This window comes from Anoxybacillus sp. ST4 (assembly GCF_019448545.1).
GTDB lineage: Bacteria > Bacillota > Bacilli > Bacillales > Anoxybacillaceae > Anoxybacillus > Anoxybacillus pushchinoensis.
The window spans coordinates 1-20,889 of record NZ_JAHZOE010000001.1; the positions used below are offsets into that span (position 1 = coordinate 1).

Genomic DNA, 20,889 nt, shown 5'->3' on the forward strand with positions numbered 1-20,889 from the left:
GTTGGCACAAGGATGCCCAGAGACATGGGAGGGTTCGTCCTCATCAGCAATGCAGAGATCCAAGGTGCATCGCATATGTATTTTCCATTGGTTTTAACATACAAAAATAACCAGTGGTCGCGAAGCGTACCTATGGGTTGTTAGATATAAACAAAAATGAAAAAGTATGTGATGAGTTTTGTCGAAAAATATTTTTTTGGCACCCCTAAGATGCCAAGAAACCTTGATATATCAACATTTTTAGAGGGAGTGAGTTTTTATGTTTTTTTCTAAACGGAAGCAAACACTTTTACCTTTTCACTTAGATGAGCGAGTTGCCTTCGTACATACAGCGGATGATATAAAAGAGCGATTACGCTACATGGGGGTGACAGAAGGGCATTTACAACTATTACGCGAAGTGAAGCCGCTCGTAATGGAGCATATCGATGAGGTGATTGACGATGTGCTTAATCATTTGTATTCGTTCCCACTATTACAATCGATCGCGAGCTCCAAAACGACGCGAGAACGTTTGAAACACGTTTTTATCCAATATATTGATTCTTTACTTTCTGCGACAATTAATGATGATTACATCGTTTTTCGTAAACGGCTAGGCAGCAATCATCATGAGCGTGGCTTACCGATCGAATGGATGATTGCGACGTACGAGGCAATCGCTACATCGCTTATTCCACATTTATTACGATATGCGCAACAAGAAGGTCGCCTCGATAAATGGACGCATACGCTCGTTGCCCTTTTTCATCTTATTAATTTCGATTCGCAAATCATTATGAGTGCCTACATGGATGATCGAATGAACGAGCTAGAACAATTAAATCAAAAACAAGCCACGATCCATTCACGGTTGCACGATATGGGGCAACAGCTTGCTGCTTCGATTGAGCAAACAGAAGCAGGGTTAAGTGAAGCAGAAGAAAAGGCGAAACATGTACGAACACAAACAGAAATGACAGAACGAAGTAGCCAAAACTTGTCCGCTCTCATGAACACAACAGAACATCAAGTCGAGCAAACGCGCAAAACGTTTGATGAAGTAGTCAATAAAGTGAACGATGTGCTCTCTATCTTAAAAAATTTGTCAAATTCATCAGACATGATTCGAAATACATCTTCTCAAATTCAAGCGATTGCTGATCAAACGAACTTACTTGCTTTAAATGCCGCGATTGAAGCAGCACGAGCGGGGGAAGCAGGAAAAGGTTTTGCTGTCGTAGCAGATGAAGTTCGAAAGCTAGCAGAATATACAAAACAAATGAGTACAGACATTATTGAAGGGATCGAAACGAATTATCGACAAGTCGAGTCACTTGTACAAAAAATGAACGGGATGAGCCATATCGCAGAAGAAGCAGCTAGTCAAATGGAGCAAACAAAAGGGACGATGGTCGCTTCGAAAATGGAGCTCGACCACCATATTGACCTGTTTAGGGAAAGCCAACAACAAATCGATTATATTTTACGCTCTATTGAAGACATTCATCGCGTCATGAAACACTTATCTTCCTTATCTACCGAATTAGTAGAACAGGCAGAATCATAATCAAGCGGTTTTCGACTAAGAAAACCGCTTAATTATTCGAGCGATGTTGCGTGCTTTCGTATAAAGAAGGGTGGTTGCTGAACGCATACATTGTTCTAACGTCATCGGCTTTGTCGCAATCGCATCGCAGCTGACGAAATATGCATATAGCTTGTCAAAGCCGTCACCGAGACTTCCTGACAGCAAAAAGGCAGGAACGTGATATTCGTTCGCTAATTGCGCGACATAAAATGGTACTTTTCCATATAACGTTTGCTCGTCGCTTTGTCCTTCACCGGTAATAACGATATGAGCGTGCTTCATTTTTTGTGGCAGTTGCACCGTCTCGCCAACAAGTTGCGCCCCGCGTATTAATTTTCCACCAAGCAATAAAAAAGCAAATCCTAATCCTCCTGCCGCTCCCGCTCCATGCTCTTGTGCATAAAAAAGATTTGTTTGTTGTTCGATTTTTTGTGCATACGTATGTAGCCACTGATCTAATATGCGAACCGTTTCACGATCCGCCCCTTTTTGCGGACCAAATACGTGTGAAGCACCGCGCTCGCCATACAACGGATTATCGACATCACAAGCAACGAGAAACTCACTTTCATACACACGTCGGTCAACCGATGTCATATCGACGTGTGCAATATGAGGTAGCGAAGACGGCATCGGGGGCAACCGTTCCCCGTATGCGTTTGTAAATGTTGCACCAAGTGCACATAACATCCCAAACCCTCCGTCGTTTGTGCTGCTTCCACCAAGCCCGATGACAAAACGGCGATAGCCTGCCTCAAGCGCCGCTATGATCACTTCACCTACACCGTACGTTGTCGTATGGAGCGGATTTCTTTTTTCATTTGGAACGAGCGGCAATCCGATGACTTGTGCTACTTCAATGACCGCTGTATCACCGACAACACCGTATGCTGCTTGCTGCGTATTAAAAAGTGGGCCGCGGGCCGTTACCGGTTGAACGAAGCCATTCATCGCTGAAACGATCGCTTCCATCGTCCCTTCGCCTCCGTCTGCCATCGGAACGGTCGTGACTGCAGCTTCCGGATATTCATCGGAAAACGCTTTTTTGATTACGGTACACACATCATGTGCCGATAAACTTCCCTTAAATGAATCTGGTGCAATGACAACTTTCATTTCGCAACAACCTTTTTCAATATATTTTTTCCGTCTTGGCGAACGAACAAAACAGTCATCGTTGTTCCACGTTCACATAAAAACGATTCATTCGTCGTCATCATTTCATAATCTCGATAAGGGGAGCGATACATATCAAATAAAAACGACGTTTCATTTACCCATCGAATAAAAATGATGTCGGCAAAATATTCTCCATTGACGTACGAAAGTGCTGAACCGTCTTTTCGTTCCATTGAAATCAGTTTCTTTTCCCCTTCGATTTCGCAAAACGCCACCCCAACATCGTCACCGGCACAAAAGCCGATCATCGGCTCGTTCGTCGTAAACGTAAGCGTTTCTCCCTTCACTTGCACATCAACTGTTCGTTCATAAGCACGAATAAATATGCCTTCAACATAAAATAATTGTTGGTCACCACATTCCATAAGTCATTCCCTTTCTAGTTATGTTTCTTCCTTCATCATAATACAGGCGAAAATGTTTTCACAACATCATCCGTTTTGTTAGAATGGTAGTATGCTTTACGATAAGGAGGTTTTGTTATGTTAGAAAAACAATTGGAAAAATACGCACAATTAGCTGTACGTGTCGGCGTCAACATTCAACCAGGACAAACGTTGTTTATTAACGCACCGCTTCCGTCCGCTCCGCTCGTGCGTAAAATCGCCCAAAAAGCATACGAAGCAGGAGCAAAACATGTGCATGTGGAGTGGAGCGATGAAGAAATTACGTACATAAAGTTTAAACATGCGCCCGAAGAAGCACTTCATGAATACCCATCATGGCTTGCTAAAGGACGGGAAGAAGTGGCCGAAAAAGGTGGGGCGTTTTTAAGCATTTATGCACCAAATCCAGATTTATTAAAAGATATTGATCCTTCACGGGTAGCTGCAGCAACAAAAGCAACAAACGTGGCGCTGCAAAACTACCGTAGTCGCCTAATGGCCGATCATAACTGTTGGTCATTAATTGCTGTGCCGACACCAGCATGGGCAAAAAAAGTGTTCCCACATATGAGCGAAGAAGAAGGAATGGCAGCATTATGGGATGTCATTTTCCAAGTGACGCGCGTCGATCAAGACGATCCGATTGCAGCATGGAAAGCGCACAATGAAAAATTAGCTCGCATCGTTGATTATTTAAACAATAAGCAATATAAACAGCTCATTTATAACGGGCCAGGAACAAATTTAACGGTGGAGCTTCCAGATGGGCATATTTGGGCTGGCGGTGCAGCGAAGAGCACAGATGGCATTATATTTAATCCAAACATACCAACCGAAGAAGTATTTACGATGCCTCATAAAGATGGAACGAACGGGGTCGTTCGAAATACGAAACCGCTTAACTATGGCGGCAATATTATTGACGGCTTTACGCTTACATTTCAAGATGGAAAAGTCGTTGACTTTACGGCAGAAGTCGGCTATGACACGTTAAAACATTTACTTGATACAGATGAAGGGGCTCGCCGATTAGGAGAAATTGCGCTCGTTCCACACCGCTCACCTATTTCACAATCAAATCTCGTATTTTATAATACGTTATTTGATGAAAACGCGGCGTCGCATTTAGCGCTCGGAAAGGCATATCCGACAAATATCGAAAACGGAACACATATGCGCACCGAAGAGTTGCTTGAGCGTGGGGCGAACGATAGTTTAGTGCATGAAGATTTTATGATCGGTTCTCATGAATTGAACGTCGACGGCGTCACAAAAGACGGTGTTCGCGAGCCGATTATGCGAAACGGCGAGTGGGCCATTTCGATTTAAAAATGTTGCGGCGTTTGTCCGCAACATTTTTTCTCGTCCGCATATATTGGCTAAAGGAAGGAGGAGCGGACGATGATCAAGCAGTTTATCGCAAATAGCGGCATACTGATTGCTGGTTTTTATTTAATTAGCAAATTTTTTCCTGCAACTATTCATAAACAGTCCCCTTTTCATATACGCCTACTCGCAGGGGTTTCTTGCGGTTTACTTAGCCTCGTGCTCATGTTTTTTTCGATTCCGCTCGAACATGGAGTGATTGCGGACTTGCGCCACGTTCCGCTCGTGATCATTAGCTACTACGGAGGTATGCCAAGCGCACTCGCAGCAGGCATGATGATGGGAACAGGACGATTTTTATTCGGCAATGTATCTGCATCCATCACATCTTTTTTTATCTCGCTTATTATTGCAATCGGCTGTGGACTAATGAGCCGCTCGCTAAAGCAACATCTACTGATGACAACGTTTTGGATGAACGTCTACAGCATGTGTTTCATTTCGCTTGCGTTATTTATTAATGTGCGAGACCTCGACATTTACATGAAAACGCTATTTGTTTTTTGGCCCATCTCGATGATCGCCACATATATCGCCGCTCATATTTGCAAAGATATTCGCCAATCTAAACATTTATTGCAACATTATAAAACTTGGGCAACGACCGACTTCTTAACCGGGCTGTATAACGTTCGCCAGTTTCATACACTACTGCATGAAAACATAGCACAAGTGAAGCAAAAAAACAGTTGTTTATCGCTCATTTTATTTGATATTGACCGCTTTAAGTTCATTAACGACTTATATGGACATGATGGCGGTGACATCATTTTACGCGACCTTGGCGAACTCATTCGTTCACTTACTCCGAAGCATGGGTTAGCTTTTCGCAATGGTGGCGAGGAGTTTTCATTTTTATTGTCGGGTTGTGAGCAGGAAGCGTTCCAATTTGCCGAACAGTTGCGCACTACAATTGAGCATCACCCCTTTTTATTACAAAAACAGACGGTCCATATTACCGTTTCCATCGGCATTTCAATTTTCCCGACGTTTGCAGCAAATGAAACGGATTTGTTTAAACAAGCAGACATTGCTTTATATGAGGCGAAAAAACAAGGACGAAATCGAACGGTCGTGTATAAAAAGGAATACTTGCATGAAACGTAAAACTATACGACAATAAAAGTAAAAACAATTAAAGGAGCGACAAAGATGAAACAACAGTCGAAGTTATGGATAAGCATCGTAGCGGCTGTCGCTTTGCTTTCTGCCTGCAGCGAGCAAACAACAGCACCGGCCAAACAACCAGTTGCGAATAAAGAGCAAACAAAAGAACAAACGCCAGTTGACTTCACACTCGTTGAAAGCACAAATCAGCCGTTTAGCATTTCGCTATTACCAAAATTTAGTTTAGAAGCAGAAGAACCAGGAAAAGATGTCGTTATGCATGAGAGTGAACAAGAACAATGGATGCGGATTGAGCTGTTGCCGAAAGATGCATCTAACGAAATGGAAACGTATGCAAAAGAGCGAGCAGCAGCGATATCTGAACAAGCTGTCCTTTTTGAAGGCACACTACCGTTTGAAAATGCGATCGCTTATGAAGCACATGTTGATGACAGTGTCGTTTACGTCATTGGAGTAACAGAAGATGCGCCGATGTTTTTAACGGTGTTTACAAAAAAAGAAGAAAATTGGTTGGACACGTTTATGACGATGGCCAAGACGATCGAACGGAAAAAGACTGAAACGAATGAACAAACGAAAGAACAATTTTTCACATATAAAAGTAGCAATCAACCGTTTCAAGCAAATATTTTAAACGGATATATGGCTGAGGCAATCGAGCCAGGAAAAGATATGATTTTCCTTGATGAAGAAAAAGCGTCGATGACTGTCGAGCTCATTGATGAAGGGGCAGACTGGTCTCTTGTCGCCGAGCAAGCCGAACAATATGTGAAAGCGAGCAGTAAAGATGGACATGTCGAGAAAATAACATGGACGAAAGGAGCGCGTTTAAACGGATCAGACGTATATAAAAGCGCGATTGAAGATGGCGAAGTATACGTGTTTGTCGTAAAAAATGGAACACCGATGCGGCTGACGATTTTTGTACAACAAGAAAATGAACTAGATCCGTTTTTACAAATGGCAGAAACGGTTGAACGGATTGATTAAGGGAGGGGATTGTTTTGGAGCTGCTAGACGCATATCGGTCGTTATGGTCGAACCGTTCATTGCCTGCAACAGAAAATGAAGCGGAGGACGTATTACTCGATGCCATTCGACGTGATTTACTAGATGAAATGACGCATCCGCGCTTAAGAAAGTCGCCTTATGAAAAATTTTCATTAGCTATAAAACGCATTGCAACATCATCGCTTGATGTGAAACAACAATACGAACTCGTTCGTTTATACGTACAGCAATTGGAAAACTTGCCTTCCCGTTAAGGCAAGTTTTTTGTATAATATCCTGCCGTTTGCACAAAATACGTACCGAATATGATACGAGGAGGCTTTACGATGGATCCATTTCGTTCATTAGATGTGATGCGCCGGGATGTTGAACGTATGTTTTCAAACTTCCCTTCCCTTTTTTCACATATTGACGACGCTTTTCGTATGCCGCGGGTCGATGTGCATGAAAACGAAAAAGAAATGATTGTTACTTGCGACATCCCAGGATTAGAACGAAAAGAAGATGTCGATATTCGTATTGATCATCAAACGTTGTCGATTAGCGGACAAGTGCGTAAACAACACGATATACACGATGAGCATATGCATCGGCAGGAACGGTTTTACGGGCGGTTTTATCGCACGATCCCTCTCCCTTCCCCTGCAGCGCACGAAAACGTACAAGCATCGTATAAAAATGGGGTGCTTGAAATTCGCATCCCGAAAGCCCAAGCGGACGGCAAAAAACGAATTGACGTACAATTTCATTAAACACCGGCAACTCGCCGGTGTTCTTCGTGAAACTTTCTTTTTTTCATACGTATGTATACACGAGGTGAGGGAAATGGATGATAAATCGTTTTTAATTGAGCAACTCCATCATATTGAGCAATGGGAGAAAGAACAAAAAGACATTTGGTTTTGGGAGAAAATAAGCCGTCTTCCATTTATTTTACTTGACCGTTTAACGCCATCATGGATACATAAAAAAATGGCGCAATTGCTTGATGAGCTCGGACAATATATTCAAACAGGTGGACAATATTTAGTAAATGAAAAAGCTGTTTTATCATCATTTTATGGGAATGTGACGTTAGATGCTGTTCGCTCACTTCCTTTACAAACAATGAACGATGCCTGTGAAAAACTGATCATAAAGCGTAAAACATTCGCGACATATCAAGGGGCAACGACAGGCCTTGGAGGGGCGTTCACGTTATTACTTGACGTTGTTGTCGTTCTCGGAACGGCTTTAAAAACGTTGCAAGAGATTGCGATCATATACGGATTTCATCCTCATCAAAAAGAGGAACGGTTATTTATTGTGAAATGTCTGCAGTTTGCGCTTGCGGACGTCGTTGGAAAACAAGCTGTTTTAAACGAATGGTCGATGAAAAACGAACAACAAACGATTGCTCAATTGCAAGGATGGAGAGAAATCGTTTGGGCATTTCGCGACCAATACGGTTGGAAAAAGCTATTTCAAACCATTCCAATAGTAGGGATGCTGTTTGGCGCGTGGACAAATCAAGCAATGATTGCCGACATCGCTGAAGCTGGCGCAATGTTTTATCGTAAACGGCGCATTATTGAAAAGCTAAAAGAAATAGAAAAGGCAGGAGAACCCGCCTAACTAATGTTTTGCTTCGTCGCAAGGAGTTATTGCGTCGTGAAGCGCAACGTCTACTTGATGCTCATATTCGTTTCGCTGTTCGTCCGTCCAGTTGAAATAAGATTGCATAAGCTGAGTGACTGCACCTTTCCATTGCCGAACGGCATGAATATCGAAAAAGAGCGCCCCTGTGCGGCGAATAAAAAAGTCAAGCGGGGTGACTGCCATTTCATATTCAAGGGCGTACATACACATCACGTACCAGTCGATCGGAAGAAACGCGCTATTTCGATCATATGTGCGGGCAAACGCAAACAAACGATCGACATTCGTCCCGTATCGTTGAATGAGCTGTTTCGCTTGTTCTTCGGTAAAGCCGAGACTCATTCCTTCTGTCACTTTTTCCGCTATAAACGTATGCCATTCGTTTGCGCCACCTATATCACCTCCAGAAATAGGAAGATGTTTCGTCTGACAAGGGCGATACGTCTTTTCTAGCTGTTTCGCGATAAGATCGACGACCGTTTCGGCCATTTTTCGATAACCTGTCAATTTTCCCCCGGCAATCGTAATCAGACCCGATGGCGATTGCCAAACTTCATCTTTCCGTGAAATTTCAGATGGATCTTTCCCTTCTTCATAAATGAGTGGCCGCAATCCAGCCCAACTTGATTCAATATGTTGTTGCGTCAAATGAACGGATGGGAACATGTAACGAATGGCGCGCAATAAATAATCGCAATCTTCGCTTGTCATTTTCGGATGGACGCGATCCCCATCATAAAACGTATCTGTCGTGCCAACGTACGTTTTTCCATCGCGCGGAATCGCAAATACCATGCGGCCGTCAGGCGTATCAAAATATACTGCTTGCTTGAGCGGAAAATGCGCTTGATCAATGACAATGTGCACGCCTTTTGTCAAACGCAACTTCTTCCCGACATTTGAGCCGTCTTTTTCACGCAATGTGTCGACCCACGGACCTGCGGCATTGACGATTTTTTTAGCATAAACCGCAAATGACTCGTTCGTCATTTGCTCGCGGCACATGACACCGATGACGCGGCCATGTTCATCATATAGAAACGATTCTGCTTGCACATAGTTTACAGCGTGTGCACCGCACTCAACCGCTTTTTTGATCACTTCAATTGTCAATCGTGCATCATCTGTCCGATACTCAACATAATAACCGCCGCCAAGCAATCCATCCCGTTTAATTAACGGCTCTTTTTGCAATGTTTCATGTGCGGATAACATCGTTCTTCGCTCTTCTTTTTTGACGCGAGCTAAACGATCATACAGCCATAAGCCAATTGATGTACTCCATTTTCCAAACGTGCCTCCGCGATGAATAGGAAGGAGCATCCACTCTGGCGTCGTCACATGCGGACCGTTCTCATACACAATCGCTCTCTCTTTCCCTACTTCAGCGACCATTTTCACTTCGAACTGCTTTAAATAGCGCAAACCACCGTGAACAAGTTTTGTTGAACGGCTTGACGTTCCTGCTGCAAAATCTTGCATCTCAATGAGCGCCGTTTTCATTCCGCGCGTCACCGCATCTAGCGCAATGCCACAACCGGTAATTCCCCCTCCAATGACGAGCACGTCATATGTTGTTTTGCTCATTTCGTTCACGACTTCCATACGCTGTTTTGCAGAAAACATCGCAATCTCTCCCTTATTCAAAAAATAAAAAGAGACCGAAACAAGCATAATAAGCACTCGCTTACTATGCATGTACGGTCTCTCTACATCTCTTGACGTATATGAACTTTATCTTCATTGTATCATACATGTGGAAAAAGGCAACTATTTTGCACAAAAAACCATTTCATCGCTGAACGTGGCTTGCATAAGCTAATATTCATTCCTTTTTCTTTATATTTGTTTACAATACTCCTCACATTAGGCCGCTCTTTCTTCTCCTCTTTTTTACGCACACGATCTCTTCCTTTCTCATCTCTTTCCCATAATATTTACGAATGCCGTCATAAAAAGTTTCGCGAACAATTTATTTTTTCCTGCATATATTACGAACAAACGTATGTCGCAAGGAGTGATATGTATGAAAAAAGATTTATCTCATATGTTTGAATCGTTTTTCGATGATCGATCATTAAAAAAATTGTTGCATACGCTCGATGAGTATGTGCATCGTACATTTTCACCCGTCTATATTCGCGTTGATGTACGCGAAACAAATGAAGAATACGTCATCGTCGCCCATCTTCCAAATGCGAAACGGGAAAATATTCATTTACAATTTGTCGATGATACTCGCCTTTTGTTGTCTGTCGTTTACGATGAGCAAATAGAAACGATCGATGATGAAAACAAATTCGTTCATCGCCAACGTACGTATGAGCGAGCAACGAAAAGCATTTTCCTCCCTTATCCTGTGTCACAAACAAATATTCAAGCATCGTTTCAAGATGGTAAACTCATTATTCGCCTCCCACAAAAGAAAACATTTATTTCAATTGAATAAGTAGGTGAAAAAACGCAAACGTTACAATTTAAACGTTTGCGTTAATCCTTTTACAATACCAGTCATTTGATTCATCACTTGCACTGCTTGCCCCATTGTATTCATCATTTTTGTAATATCGTACGTCCCCTCTTTCGTTTTAAATTGCTCAAGCAAGCTTGGTGGCTTTGCAGGAGCGAATGGAGACATAGGCGGTACAAACGGAAGTGGGGCGAACGGGGACATTGTCGGTGCAACAGGTGGAACGACTGGTGGAACAGGAAACGAAGTCGGTTGGAAATAATACGGATGATAATGAACAGGTACTACATGTGGCGTGTGCATCGTAGACCACGGCTGGTACATATTTTCTCTCCCCTTTCACTACATCGTATTCGTTTTTCGCAAAATGGTTCATGACTAACCGTGTCAATTGATGTCGGAATTCTCAATTTTTTGAATTTAACATGTCGTCTTTTTTTATGTTATGATAAGTGCAAAAGGGGGAGGGAATAATTATGACAATTGTTGAATTAAAAAACAAATTTATCGCAATGAAACAATATGAACCGATCGATGCAAACGAGCTGCTTGACTTTGCGCGCCAACTTTATTTGCGCAACGAATTGCCGCTTGGCATGTATCGTCATCTTGTACGCGAATTAGAGGAGCTCGGGGCTTACAAGCCTGATGATGAACGTGTAAAACAATATTCATCGCATGTTGAATGATTTGTCCCCTCTTGTGCCATGCTAAGTGAGACGATAGCATGGAAAAGGAGGCCGATAAATATGGGTCGTGGTGTTCATTTTCACCATAAGAAAAAAGGACATGAAAGCGAGAAGCCAAAACATGGCCAACCAGCAACATCAAAACAGCGTGAAGTCGTCGACTATGCCATTGACACGGTAGGAAGCGAAACGCATCGCCCAGTGACAATTGAACGTGTGAAAGAATAAAAGGTGGCCAGCGCGCCACCTTTTGTTATATCGCCGGAGCGAACATATACGTTTCCTTTTTTTCAATTTGTTGTTCAATGTTGTCGAGTTGGCGTTCAATGTCTTGTAAACTATGTTGTTGCATATCATAATGAGTATTCATTTGCTCGGTCGTACGCTCTTTTAATTTGTTCTCTAATTGTTCGATTTCATCAAACAATTGTTGTAATTGCATTTGAATATGTTCCATCCTCCAACTCCCCTTTCGCCCTTTGCCATACACATTCGCCATCTGTGCTTTCCTCCCTTCTCGATTGACAAAACTAGAAGAAATTCGGCAAACAAAGTCGTATACGTACAAAATTCGACAAATAGATGCGCATGTTTTTTATACGGTCGGCCAAAATAAAAAAGCGAAAGGAGGCATTCCGATGGCGAAAAAAGAACAAAAGAAAAAACAAAAGCCGAAACAAGAAGAAACAACAGGCTTTGGCGACAAAAAGCTAGAAGGTCCAGACCGTCCTTCTACATAAAGAAACAGGAGAGGTTACACCTCTCCTGTTTCCTTCTCTTCATTCATTTTACCTAAAATGGAAATCGCATCAATTACATCACTTTCTTATCTTCCTGTCAAAGCATCTTTCTTTTTCTAATTTTCGGGCAAATGACGAGCATAAAAACATATGGTATAATGATGAACATTCAAGGGGGGATGATATGTTTAAATATCCGAATGGGCGGACGTATGAAAAAAAAGAAGATGGAAAGACGTTGCGCGCTTGTACTCCTGATACGTACGGGAACCGCGGGATGACACTTGAGGCTGATTTAAATGAAACAAACACGTATTACTTAGCTCAAGGCATTGCTGTCATTCATAAAAAGCCGACACCTGTGCAAATTGTGCGTGTCGATTATCCAAAACGAAGTGCTGCCGTCATTAAAGAGGCGTATTTTAAACAGCCGTCCACGACAGACTATAACGGCATATATCGTGGGAAATATATCGATTTTGAAGCGAAAGAAACACGGAATCGCACATCATTTCCGCTTCAAAACTTTCACGAACACCAAATTGAACATATAAAACAAGTGTTAACGCACGGAGCCATTTGCTTCGTGATTTTGCGTTTTACGACGTTTGACGAAACATATTTATTGGACGCACATCACCTCCTTGAATATTGGGAGCGAAAGCAAAAAGGTGGTCGTAAATCGATTACAAAAGCGGAAGTCGAACAGCGCGGCCATCTCATTCCGCTTGGCTATCACCCACGAATCGATTATATTCATATTGTGGACAAACTATATTTTTAGAATAGGAGGAACGATATGGCGAATTATCGTTCACGAACAGAACGAAAACAGGCAGAACAAAAAAAACAACGTCCGCGCGAACGGGGGCGATCGATTATGAAAAAAATTGTGCTTATCATGTTGCTTATTATGACGATCGGGATGTTCTCGGGCGTGGCGGCGTTTGCTTGGATGATTAAAGACGCTCCACCGCTCGATGAGACGTTGTTGCGCGATCCTTTAGCTTCGATCGTTTACGATGGAAACGGACAAAAAGTGGCAGAACTAGGACAACAAAAACGAATTTACGTATCGTATAACGATATTCCAAAAGTGCTTGAACAAGCTGTGCTCGCTACAGAAGATGCGCGCTTCTATAAACATCACGGATTTGACATTGTGCGCTTTTTTGGAGCGGTACTAGCTAACGTTCGAGAAGGGTTTGGAGCAGAAGGTGGGAGCACAATTACACAACAAGTCGTAAAACTTTCTTTTTTAACGCCTGAAAAAACGTTGAAGCGTAAAGTGCAAGAGTTATGGCTTGCGATTCGACTAGAGCAAAAATATTCAAAGCATGAAATTTTAGAGATGTATTTAAACAAAATTTATTATTCAAGCCGAGCATACGGTGTCGCTAAAGCGGCGGAAACGTACTTTGGAAAGAGCGACTTGTCGCAATTAACGCTTCCAGAAGCAGCATTGCTCGCCGGCATTCCACAAAGCCCAAACAATTACAACCCGTTCACACATCCTGAGGCAGCTGAAAAACGTCGAAACACAGTGTTATCGCTAATGGTAAAGCACGGATTTATTTCGAAAGAAGAAGCAGAGGAAGCGAAAAAAGTACCTGTTCAATCACTATTAACTGAGAATAAGCAGCAAAGCGATATTCCGTATGATTCATTTATTGATCAAGTCATTGACGAAGTAACAGAAAAAACAGGTTTAGACGTGTTTACGGCTGGATTGCACATTTATACAACGCTAGATCCGAACGCTCAATCATACGTGGAACAGTTGTTGAATTCCAATGAAGTCATTCGCACAAACAAAACAGATTTTCAGGCTGGCATTGCGGTTGTAGATACAAAAACAGGTGAAATTCGTGCCCTCGGCGGTGGCCGAAAAGAAGAAGGTGTAACATTCGGGTTCAACTATGCAACAGATACACGGAAGCAGCCAGGATCGACGATTAAACCAATTATTGATTACGGCCCGGCCATTGAATATTTAAAATGGTCAACGTACCATCAATTAAAAGATGAACCATATCAATATTCGGACGGTACGCCAATTAAAAACTGGGACGGCAAATACGAAGGCCAAATGTCGATGCGGACTGCCCTCGCTCGTTCACGTAACATCCCGGCATTAAAGGCGCTTCAAGAAGTTGGATTAGAGCGAGCAAAAGAATTTGCGAATAAGCTCGGTATGGGCTTTGACGAAGTGCATGAGGCGTATGCCGTTGGCGGCGTTGGGAAAGGCGTCTCCCCTTTACAAATGGCGGGAGCATATAGCGCATTCGGAAACAACGGAGTTTACATTGAACCGCATGCAGTGAAAAAAGTTGTATTTCCAGATGGAACAGAAATGGATCTTCGCCCGGAGCCAAAAGCAGCGATGAAAGACTATACAGCGTTTATGATTACTGATATGTTAAAAACGGTCGTGCAATCTGGAACAGGGACAGCAGCAAACGTACCAGGTCTTCATATCGCTGGGAAAACAGGAACGACAAACTATGATGAAAAAGATCGTCGAAAATATGGGCTTGCGAGAGGGGCAGTACCTGACAGCTGGTTCGTCGGCTATACGCCAAACTATACAGCGGCCATTTGGACAGGTTTCAGCAAAAAAAGTAGCGAAGCATATTTATCAAAAACTGAACAACAATATGCAAAACAACTGTTTAAACGCGTCATTTCTCACATTGATGACGGCAGCGGAGGCGATTTTAAACAGCCGAAAAGCGTTGTCAAGCTCGCTGTAAAAAAAGGGACAAATCCACCAAAGTTAGCGAGCGAACATACGCCGAAAAACGAAATTACGTATGAATATTTCGTCCGCGGATATGAAGAGCCGAATGAAGTTGCCCAAGATGAGCCTGAAGTTGTAGAACCAGTAAAAGACTTGCGCGCACAATACGATCCGACGACAAAAACGATTTCGTTATCATGGTCGTATACAATCGATCCAGAAAAAGATACGTCGTTTGAAGTGCGACAAACGATAGACGGGCGCACCCCAACCGTTATCGCGACGACAAAAGATTCACAGCTTACCGTTGAGGCAAAAGAAGGTTCGGTATACTTATTTGAAGTATACGTTGTAACAGCAGATGGAACGCGTAGCGCTCCTGCTACAGCGCTCGTTCAAATTCCGAAAGAAGAGCCTCAACAGCCAGAAGAAAATGAAGCACCAGGACAGTCGGGAAACGAAGACACCCCGGAGACGCCAACAAATCCGACAAATCCGAACGAGCCGAACCAAGGCAATCCGGGGACGCCGACAAATCCGACAAATCCGACAAACCCGACAAACCCGACAAACCCGAACGATCCAACCGGGACGAATAACGAACAAAGAAACGGAAACAATGGCGGTGCAGCAAATCGGCAATAACAAAAAAGAGACTGGGTATTTTCTCAGTCTCTTTTTTGTTTCGCGAGTTGCTTGTAAAACAGTTTTGTTAATTCAATAAATAACTCATCCAATTGAACGAACGAATGATGGAGCGCGGGGCGCGCGAAAATAAACGAGAGACGATCAACGACATTAAGTGGCCGAAGCAATAACGATTCCACTTCCTTTTCCCAACCATTCACGTTGTTGACCGCTCGTCCATTAAGCCAACATAACGCACATAAAAAATAGCTTAGTCCTCGAACCATCGCGTCTTTCGCTTGTTTCGGTTGCCGTGCCGCAAACAGCGGAATGAGATCCTTTTTCTCTTCCTCCCACAAGCTGAATATAGCGGGAATAGCTTGCTCTTTTTGTTGCCACGGCTTTTCCTCTTGCGTCATATCATAATAAAACGGCACGTGCTTCATCATAAGCGGAAACGGTTGAAGCGGAGGAACGGCCACAAAATTAGTCGTAAAAAAAAGCGGATGCTGAAACGTATGTGGAACGATCATTTACATCTTTCCTTTCATCCGTTTTTTTCCTTCCCGACAAAGATGAAGGAGCGGGCAAATATGACATTTTGGCGATTGAGCTTTGCAATGATAGCGTCCAAAAAAAATAAGGCGATGATGGGTCACCGACCATTCTTCTTTCGGAATTTTACGCATTAACGTTTCTTCCACTTCTAACACTGAATCTTTCCAACGACAAATACCGAGCCGCTTGCTTACACGCTCAACATGCGTATCGACAGCGATGGCAGGAACGCCAAACGCCACAGACACGACAACGTTCGCCGTTTTGCGACCAACACCTGGGAGCTTCATTAATTCATCGCGACTTTGCGGGACTTCCCCATGATACTGCTCAAGTAATATACGGCATAATTGTTGAATATTTTTCGCTTTATTGCGATATAGCCCGATCGAACGAATATCTTGTTGAAGCTCTTCTAACGACACAGCGATGTAGTCTTCCGGCCTTTTATATTTTTCAAACAGCTGCTTTGTCACTTTATTGACGAGCGCGTCTGTGCATTGCGCCGATAAAACGACCGCGATTAATAGCTCAAACGGATTGCGATGAACAAGCTCACAATGCGCGTTTGGAAACATGCTTGCTATTTCATCTAAACAGAAACGAATTTGCTGCTTCGTCAACATATAACCATCCTTTCTACGACTGTTCAAGCCAATTATAAATAGGAACGGTTGGTTTATACGGTTCGCTTTGCTTACCCTGGTTTTTTCGGAACTTTTTCGCATGTTGCTGCGCTTGTTCAATCGTTTTAATGCCGTTCTTTTTCCATTCAAATAAAATACGATCAATGTAACGAAAATTTAATTTTCCTGATAGCACGGCTTCACGCAATGCAGCTTTAATGATCGTAGGATCATGCTCATCTTGATCCATCCACATCGCCAACGTTTCACATTCCATCGGTGAAAGCGGACGCCCAAACTCATGCTCGAAAACGGTATATAACTGTTCCTCGTGCTGCTCGTCTTGCTTTTGTCCTTGAAAAACGGTGCGAATTAGTTTTTCCCAGAGCGGATCAAGCGAATAACGCTCGCTGCGAATATGATTCTCTATGCGCTCTTCAATCGTTATAAATCCTTTTTGCACAAGCTTGCGCAATTGTTGCATGCACACTTCTGGAGAAATGGTCATGCGTGCCGCAATTTCATCTGGCGTTGGGAATGAAATGCCTTGCTCGACGAACGAATGGATGTGCAACAACAACATAAACTCCGTTTCATTTAACCCAAGCGTTTTATAGTTCGTTAATAATAGTCGCGGAATCGCGACACTTCCTTCACGAAAAAAACGAATCATTTCATTGTTCATGTTAAACACCTCACGCCCTATTATACCATAAAACAAATCCCCCATGTCGGCACGGGGGATTTGTTGTTTATGGATATAAACGATTTAATAAACGTGGGAAAGGAATCGTTTCACGAACATGTTCAACGCCACAAATCCAAGCAATGGTCCGCTCAAGTCCTAGTCCGAATCCAGAATGTGGTACAGAGCCATATTGACGAAGCTCTAAATACCATTTGTATGCATCAAGCGAAAGTTGATGCTCTTCTAAACGTTGTTTCAACAAATCGTAATCATGAATACGTTCCGAACCGCCAATAATTTCGCCATATCCTTCTGGAGCGATTAAATCCGCACAAAGAACAACTTCTGGGCGATTTGGATCTGGCTGCATATAAAACGGCTTTAACGTCGTTGGATAATGCGTAATAAATACTGGTTTATCAAAACTTTCTGCAATGGCTGTTTCATGCGGTGCACCAAAGTCATCGCCCCATTGAATATCATTAAACCCTTTTTCATGAAGAAGTTGAATCGCTTCATCATACGTAATGCGCGCAAATGGCGGTTTTACATTTTCTAGTTTAGACGTATCGCGTCCGAGCGTTTTCAACTCTAGTTGGCAACGTTTTAATACGGACTGCACAATATGAGAGACGTATTGTTCTTGCACTTGCAAATTATCTTCAAATTGATAAAACGCCATCTCCGGCTCAATCATCCAAAACTCAATTAAATGACGGCGCGTTTTTGATTTTTCTGCACGAAACGTCGGACCGAATGAAAATACTTTGCCGAGCGCCATCGCTGCTGCTTCCATATATAGCTGTCCGCTTTGAGAAAGGTATGCATCTTCATCAAAATATTTCGTATGGAACAATTCCGTCGTTCCTTCCGGTGCACTTCCCGTTAAAATCGGTGGATCAACTTTCACGAAGCCGTTTTCATTAAAAAATTCATACGTCGCACGAATGACTTCGTTACGAATTTTCATAATGGCATGTTGACGTTTCGAGCGAAGCCATAAGTGGCGATGATCCATTAAAAACTCAATGCCATGCTCTTTTGGTGTAATTGGGTAATCAACAGCCATGTGAATGAGTTCAATGTTTGTGACGGAAAGCTCGTATCCAAATGGAGAACGTGCATCTTCACGCACTACACCTGTGACATAGAGCGAACTTTCTTGCGTCATGCTTTTTGCCGCCTGAAATACATCTTCGTTCACTTGCGCTTTTTCCACAACTCCTTGAATAAAGCCTGTGCCATCACGCAATTGTAAAAAAGCGATTTTTCCGCTCGACCGTTTGTTAGCAAGCCAAGCACCAATCGTTACTTCTTGTCCTACATATTTATGTACTTCTGCAATTGTCGTTTTCACAAAAAGTCCCTCCAAAGACGTTCAACTATTATGTACATCATCAATATTAATACATTTCGACAAAAAAACGCAAGATGATCCTTTTTGTTATCCAAACGTACATATTTGAAAGAAAGGGCTAGTCGATGTGACTAGCCGCGCATGTTTTCCTTCATAAACGTGTCGATACGATCAAGCGCCTCATGAAGTAAATCAAGTGATGTCGCATACGACAAACGCACGTTATTCGGTGCACCAAAACCTGAACCCGGAACGAGCGCTACCTTCGCCTCTTCAAGCAGCGCTTCGACAAACGCATCGACACTTTCGTATCCGGTCATCGTTGCTGCTTCTTTTGCATTCGGGAACAAATAAAATGCACCTTGTGGCTTCACGCATGAGAATCCAGGAATTTGGATTAGACGATTATAAATGATATTTAAACGTTCTTCAAACGCTTGACGCATTTGCTCGACTGGCTCTTGCGGCCCGCTATATGCTGCAACTGCTGCATATTGAGCGATAGATGTTGGATTCGATGTACTATGGCTGGCGAGATCCGTCATCGCACGAATCACATCAGCGTCCCCTGCCGCATAACCGATTCGCCATCCTGTCATCGAATGCGATTTAGATACCCCGTTAATAATGATCGTTTGTTTTTTTAGGTCAGGTGAAAGCTGGGCAATCGAAATGTGTTCATGTCCACCGTATATTAGTTTTTCATAAATTTCATCCGACACAATAAGCACATCGTGAGCTAAGCATACTTCACCGAGCGCTTGTAGCTCTTCTTTCGTATAAATGACGCCTGTTGGGTTGCTTGGCGAGTTAATAATGACCGCTTTTGTGCGATCTGTCATCGCCTGTTCTAATTGTTGCGGTGTAATTTTAAACTCGTTTTCTTCAAGTCCTTCCACATAAACAGGTACCCCGCCAGCTAGCTTCACTTGTTCTGGATAGCTCACCCAATACGGCGTTGGAATAATGACTTCATCGCCTTTATCTAAAATCACTTGAAATAGTGTGTAAAGCGCGTGTTTTGCCCCAACGCACACAATGATTTCAGATGGTTTATAATCCAATTGTTGATCTCGTTGAAATTTCTTTATAATTTCTTGTTTCAACGTCGCTAGCCCACCAGATGGCGTATATTTTGTATGTCCATCGTGCATCGCCTTTACAGCTGCTTCCATAATATGTTCCGGTGTATTGAAATCTGGCTCTCCGGCACCGAGCCCAATGACATCGTGTCCTGCTTCTTTTAATTCTTTCGCTTTCGCCGTAATGGCTAGCGTTGATGATGGCGTCAACGCTGCAACACGCTTCGCTAATTTCATACATCCTTCCCCCTCGCAAAATGATATCTTTTTAAAAATGCCCCGTCTTCAAAACGAACGTAATAAAACGAATAACGATCTCGCTCGTCAATATATGTAATTTCCCAAAGCGGGACACCTTTTTCCATGCCTAATTTCACCGAAACTACCGTTTTTGGACGGTACGGCTGTACGAAAGATAACGCTTGCTGTTTCGTTATTCCTTCCGAGGCACGTCGTGTCGCAACGACTTTCCCTTTTTCCGTCACCCATGCGATCCGTTGCTCGCCTTCTTCGTTTTTACCGACGACGATCACATATACATCGCTTCCTCGATACGTATATACGTCATCTACTTGAACAATCCCTTCTTTCTCAGCTTGTTGTACGGCGCGTTGTTCGCTCGCCCGTTGCGACGACATCGCATCGCTATAGGCGTTCGCATATAACAACAGCGCGCCAAACAACATGCATGCAAAAGCAATGATTCCCTTTTTCACCCTCATCCCTTCTTACGTTCGATAAATCGTAAACACAGCCTTCTCTTTGTTTTCTTCATCAAGCGCCAATCCGAACATTAAGTCTTTCTCTTTTAACGTTCGATTTAAGCAGTCGACAATTTTGTATAAGTCTGATGAGTATTGAACTTTGACAGTTGCTAATACTTCGATTTTACTTTCCACGACCCGATCCTCCATGTGCACAAATTTTGTTACTTATATCGTCTCTTCTCGACGGAAACAATACAATTACACACCTTCCGAGGTGTATAAACATCTTCATTGTAGCAACGGTTTC

The 20,889-nt window shown here is 42.9% G+C and carries 24 protein-coding genes and 1 pseudogene; 13 read left to right on the forward strand and 12 right to left on the reverse strand.

Annotation, left to right across the window (positions count from 1 at the left end; genetic code table 11):
* Window positions 1-259: 259 nt before the first annotated feature.
* Together K1I44_RS15575 and K1I44_RS15580 are read left to right on the forward strand one after the other, a co-directional pair.
* Window positions 260-790, forward strand: a pseudogene (locus K1I44_RS15575) (protoglobin domain-containing protein); the annotation flags it as partial.
* Window positions 791-991: 201 nt separating this feature from the next.
* Window positions 992-1,549: a methyl-accepting chemotaxis protein gene (locus tag K1I44_RS15580; RefSeq protein ID WP_483297866.1), complete on the forward strand. Its 558-nt coding sequence runs from the start codon at window positions 992-994 to the stop codon at window positions 1,547-1,549.
* A gap of 15 nt (window positions 1,550-1,564) precedes the next feature.
* On the opposite strand, the gene K1I44_RS00010 is transcribed toward K1I44_RS15580, so the two are convergent.
* Both K1I44_RS00010 and K1I44_RS00015 read right to left on the reverse strand, forming a co-directional pair.
* Entirely contained in the window at window positions 1,565-2,686 is a 1,122-nt protein-coding gene (locus K1I44_RS00010; RefSeq protein ID WP_219984895.1) for a glycerate kinase, read from the reverse strand.
* Window positions 2,683-3,114: a hypothetical protein gene (locus K1I44_RS00015; protein ID WP_219984896.1), complete on the reverse strand. Its 432-nt coding sequence runs from the start codon at window positions 3,112-3,114 to the stop codon at window positions 2,683-2,685. Before K1I44_RS00015 ends, K1I44_RS00010 begins: the two co-directional genes overlap by 4 nt.
* A 117-nt stretch (window positions 3,115-3,231) precedes the next feature.
* On the opposite strand from K1I44_RS00015, the gene K1I44_RS00020 reads away from it, so the two are divergent.
* The 6 genes from K1I44_RS00020 (at window position 3,232) to K1I44_RS00045 (ending at window position 8,274) form a co-directional block, all read left to right on the forward strand.
* Window positions 3,232-4,464 (forward strand): aminopeptidase, encoded by a 1,233-nt coding sequence (locus K1I44_RS00020; RefSeq protein ID WP_219984897.1) that lies wholly within the window; start codon window positions 3,232-3,234, stop codon window positions 4,462-4,464.
* Between the two features lie 72 nt (window positions 4,465-4,536).
* Window positions 4,537-5,628, forward strand: coding sequence for a diguanylate cyclase (locus tag K1I44_RS00025; protein WP_003394644.1), 1,092 nt, complete (start codon window positions 4,537-4,539; stop codon window positions 5,626-5,628).
* A 45-nt stretch (window positions 5,629-5,673) separates the two neighbouring features.
* Window positions 5,674-6,639 (forward strand): hypothetical protein, encoded by a 966-nt coding sequence (locus K1I44_RS00030; protein ID WP_219984898.1) that lies wholly within the window; start codon window positions 5,674-5,676, stop codon window positions 6,637-6,639.
* A gap of 14 nt (window positions 6,640-6,653) precedes the next feature.
* Window positions 6,654-6,914 (forward strand): hypothetical protein, encoded by a 261-nt coding sequence (locus tag K1I44_RS00035; protein ID WP_219984899.1) that lies wholly within the window; start codon window positions 6,654-6,656, stop codon window positions 6,912-6,914.
* Window positions 6,915-6,986: 72 nt separating this feature from the next.
* On the forward strand, window positions 6,987-7,412 hold the full coding sequence (locus K1I44_RS00040) for an Hsp20/alpha crystallin family protein (RefSeq protein ID WP_219984900.1): 426 nt from the start codon (window positions 6,987-6,989) through the stop codon (window positions 7,410-7,412).
* A gap of 73 nt (window positions 7,413-7,485) precedes the next feature.
* A complete protein-coding gene (locus K1I44_RS00045) occupies window positions 7,486-8,274 on the forward strand; it encodes an EcsC family protein (RefSeq protein WP_219984901.1) in 789 nt (262 codons plus the stop codon).
* On the opposite strand, the gene K1I44_RS00050 is transcribed toward K1I44_RS00045, so the two are convergent.
* Window positions 8,275-9,924 carry a glycerol-3-phosphate dehydrogenase/oxidase gene (locus tag K1I44_RS00050; RefSeq protein WP_219984902.1) on the reverse strand — a complete coding sequence of 550 codons (1,650 nt, stop codon included), beginning with the start codon at window positions 9,922-9,924 and terminating at the stop codon, window positions 8,275-8,277.
* Window positions 9,925-10,324: 400 nt separating this feature from the next.
* On the opposite strand from K1I44_RS00050, the gene K1I44_RS00055 reads away from it, so the two are divergent.
* Entirely contained in the window at window positions 10,325-10,747 is a 423-nt protein-coding gene (locus K1I44_RS00055; RefSeq protein WP_219984903.1) for an Hsp20 family protein, read from the forward strand.
* A gap of 21 nt (window positions 10,748-10,768) precedes the next feature.
* On the opposite strand, the gene K1I44_RS00060 is transcribed toward K1I44_RS00055, so the two are convergent.
* Window positions 10,769-11,092 (reverse strand): YppG family protein, encoded by a 324-nt coding sequence (locus tag K1I44_RS00060; protein WP_219984904.1) that lies wholly within the window; start codon window positions 11,090-11,092, stop codon window positions 10,769-10,771.
* Window positions 11,093-11,244: 152 nt separating this feature from the next.
* Here K1I44_RS00060 and K1I44_RS00065 point away from each other — a divergent pair, with 152 nt between their 5' ends.
* Window positions 11,245-11,457: a YppF family protein gene (locus K1I44_RS00065; RefSeq protein WP_003394628.1), complete on the forward strand. Its 213-nt coding sequence runs from the start codon at window positions 11,245-11,247 to the stop codon at window positions 11,455-11,457.
* Window positions 11,458-11,517: 60 nt separating this feature from the next.
* Window positions 11,518-11,685 (forward strand): hypothetical protein, encoded by a 168-nt coding sequence (locus K1I44_RS00070; RefSeq protein ID WP_003394625.1) that lies wholly within the window; start codon window positions 11,518-11,520, stop codon window positions 11,683-11,685.
* A 25-nt stretch (window positions 11,686-11,710) separates the two neighbouring features.
* Here K1I44_RS00070 and K1I44_RS00075 read toward each other — a convergent pair whose 3' ends face one another.
* Window positions 11,711-11,914 carry a hypothetical protein gene (locus K1I44_RS00075; RefSeq protein WP_219984905.1) on the reverse strand — a complete coding sequence of 68 codons (204 nt, stop codon included), beginning with the start codon at window positions 11,912-11,914 and terminating at the stop codon, window positions 11,711-11,713.
* Between the two features lie 467 nt (window positions 11,915-12,381).
* Here K1I44_RS00075 and recU point away from each other — a divergent pair, with 467 nt between their 5' ends.
* Together recU and K1I44_RS00090 are read left to right on the forward strand one after the other, a co-directional pair.
* Window positions 12,382-12,981, forward strand: coding sequence for a Holliday junction resolvase RecU (recU, locus tag K1I44_RS00085; RefSeq protein WP_003394620.1), 600 nt, complete (start codon window positions 12,382-12,384; stop codon window positions 12,979-12,981).
* Window positions 12,982-12,996: 15 nt separating this feature from the next.
* Window positions 12,997-15,582: a transglycosylase domain-containing protein gene (locus tag K1I44_RS00090; protein ID WP_219984906.1), complete on the forward strand. Its 2,586-nt coding sequence runs from the start codon at window positions 12,997-12,999 to the stop codon at window positions 15,580-15,582.
* A 23-nt stretch (window positions 15,583-15,605) separates the two neighbouring features.
* Here the strand turns inward: K1I44_RS00090 and K1I44_RS00095 are convergent, their stop codons facing one another.
* The 7 genes from K1I44_RS00095 to K1I44_RS00125 all read right to left on the reverse strand — a co-directional run bounded on the left by K1I44_RS00095 (window position 15,606) and on the right by K1I44_RS00125 (window position 20,774).
* On the reverse strand, window positions 15,606-16,097 hold the full coding sequence (locus tag K1I44_RS00095) for a YpoC family protein (protein ID WP_219984907.1): 492 nt from the start codon (window positions 16,095-16,097) through the stop codon (window positions 15,606-15,608).
* A complete protein-coding gene (gene nth, locus K1I44_RS00100; RefSeq protein WP_003394614.1) occupies window positions 16,098-16,748 on the reverse strand; it encodes an endonuclease III in 651 nt (216 codons plus the stop codon).
* Window positions 16,749-16,761: 13 nt separating this feature from the next.
* The gene (locus K1I44_RS00105) at window positions 16,762-17,433 is read right to left on the reverse strand and encodes a DnaD domain-containing protein (protein ID WP_003394613.1); all 672 of its coding nucleotides are present in this window, start codon (window positions 17,431-17,433) and stop codon (window positions 16,762-16,764) included.
* 67 nt (window positions 17,434-17,500) lie between these two features.
* Window positions 17,501-18,793, reverse strand: coding sequence for an asparagine--tRNA ligase (gene asnS, locus K1I44_RS00110; protein WP_219984908.1), 1,293 nt, complete (start codon window positions 18,791-18,793; stop codon window positions 17,501-17,503).
* A 131-nt stretch (window positions 18,794-18,924) separates the two neighbouring features.
* Window positions 18,925-20,112, reverse strand: coding sequence for a pyridoxal phosphate-dependent aminotransferase (locus K1I44_RS00115; RefSeq protein ID WP_219984910.1), 1,188 nt, complete (start codon window positions 20,110-20,112; stop codon window positions 18,925-18,927).
* Entirely contained in the window at window positions 20,109-20,597 is a 489-nt protein-coding gene (locus tag K1I44_RS00120) for a cell wall elongation regulator TseB-like domain-containing protein (RefSeq protein ID WP_219984911.1), read from the reverse strand. The genes K1I44_RS00115 and K1I44_RS00120 overlap by 4 nt, the downstream gene beginning before the upstream one ends.
* A gap of 6 nt (window positions 20,598-20,603) precedes the next feature.
* Window positions 20,604-20,774: a YpmA family protein gene (locus tag K1I44_RS00125; RefSeq protein ID WP_003394607.1), complete on the reverse strand. Its 171-nt coding sequence runs from the start codon at window positions 20,772-20,774 to the stop codon at window positions 20,604-20,606.
* Window positions 20,775-20,889: the final 115 nt, after the last annotated feature.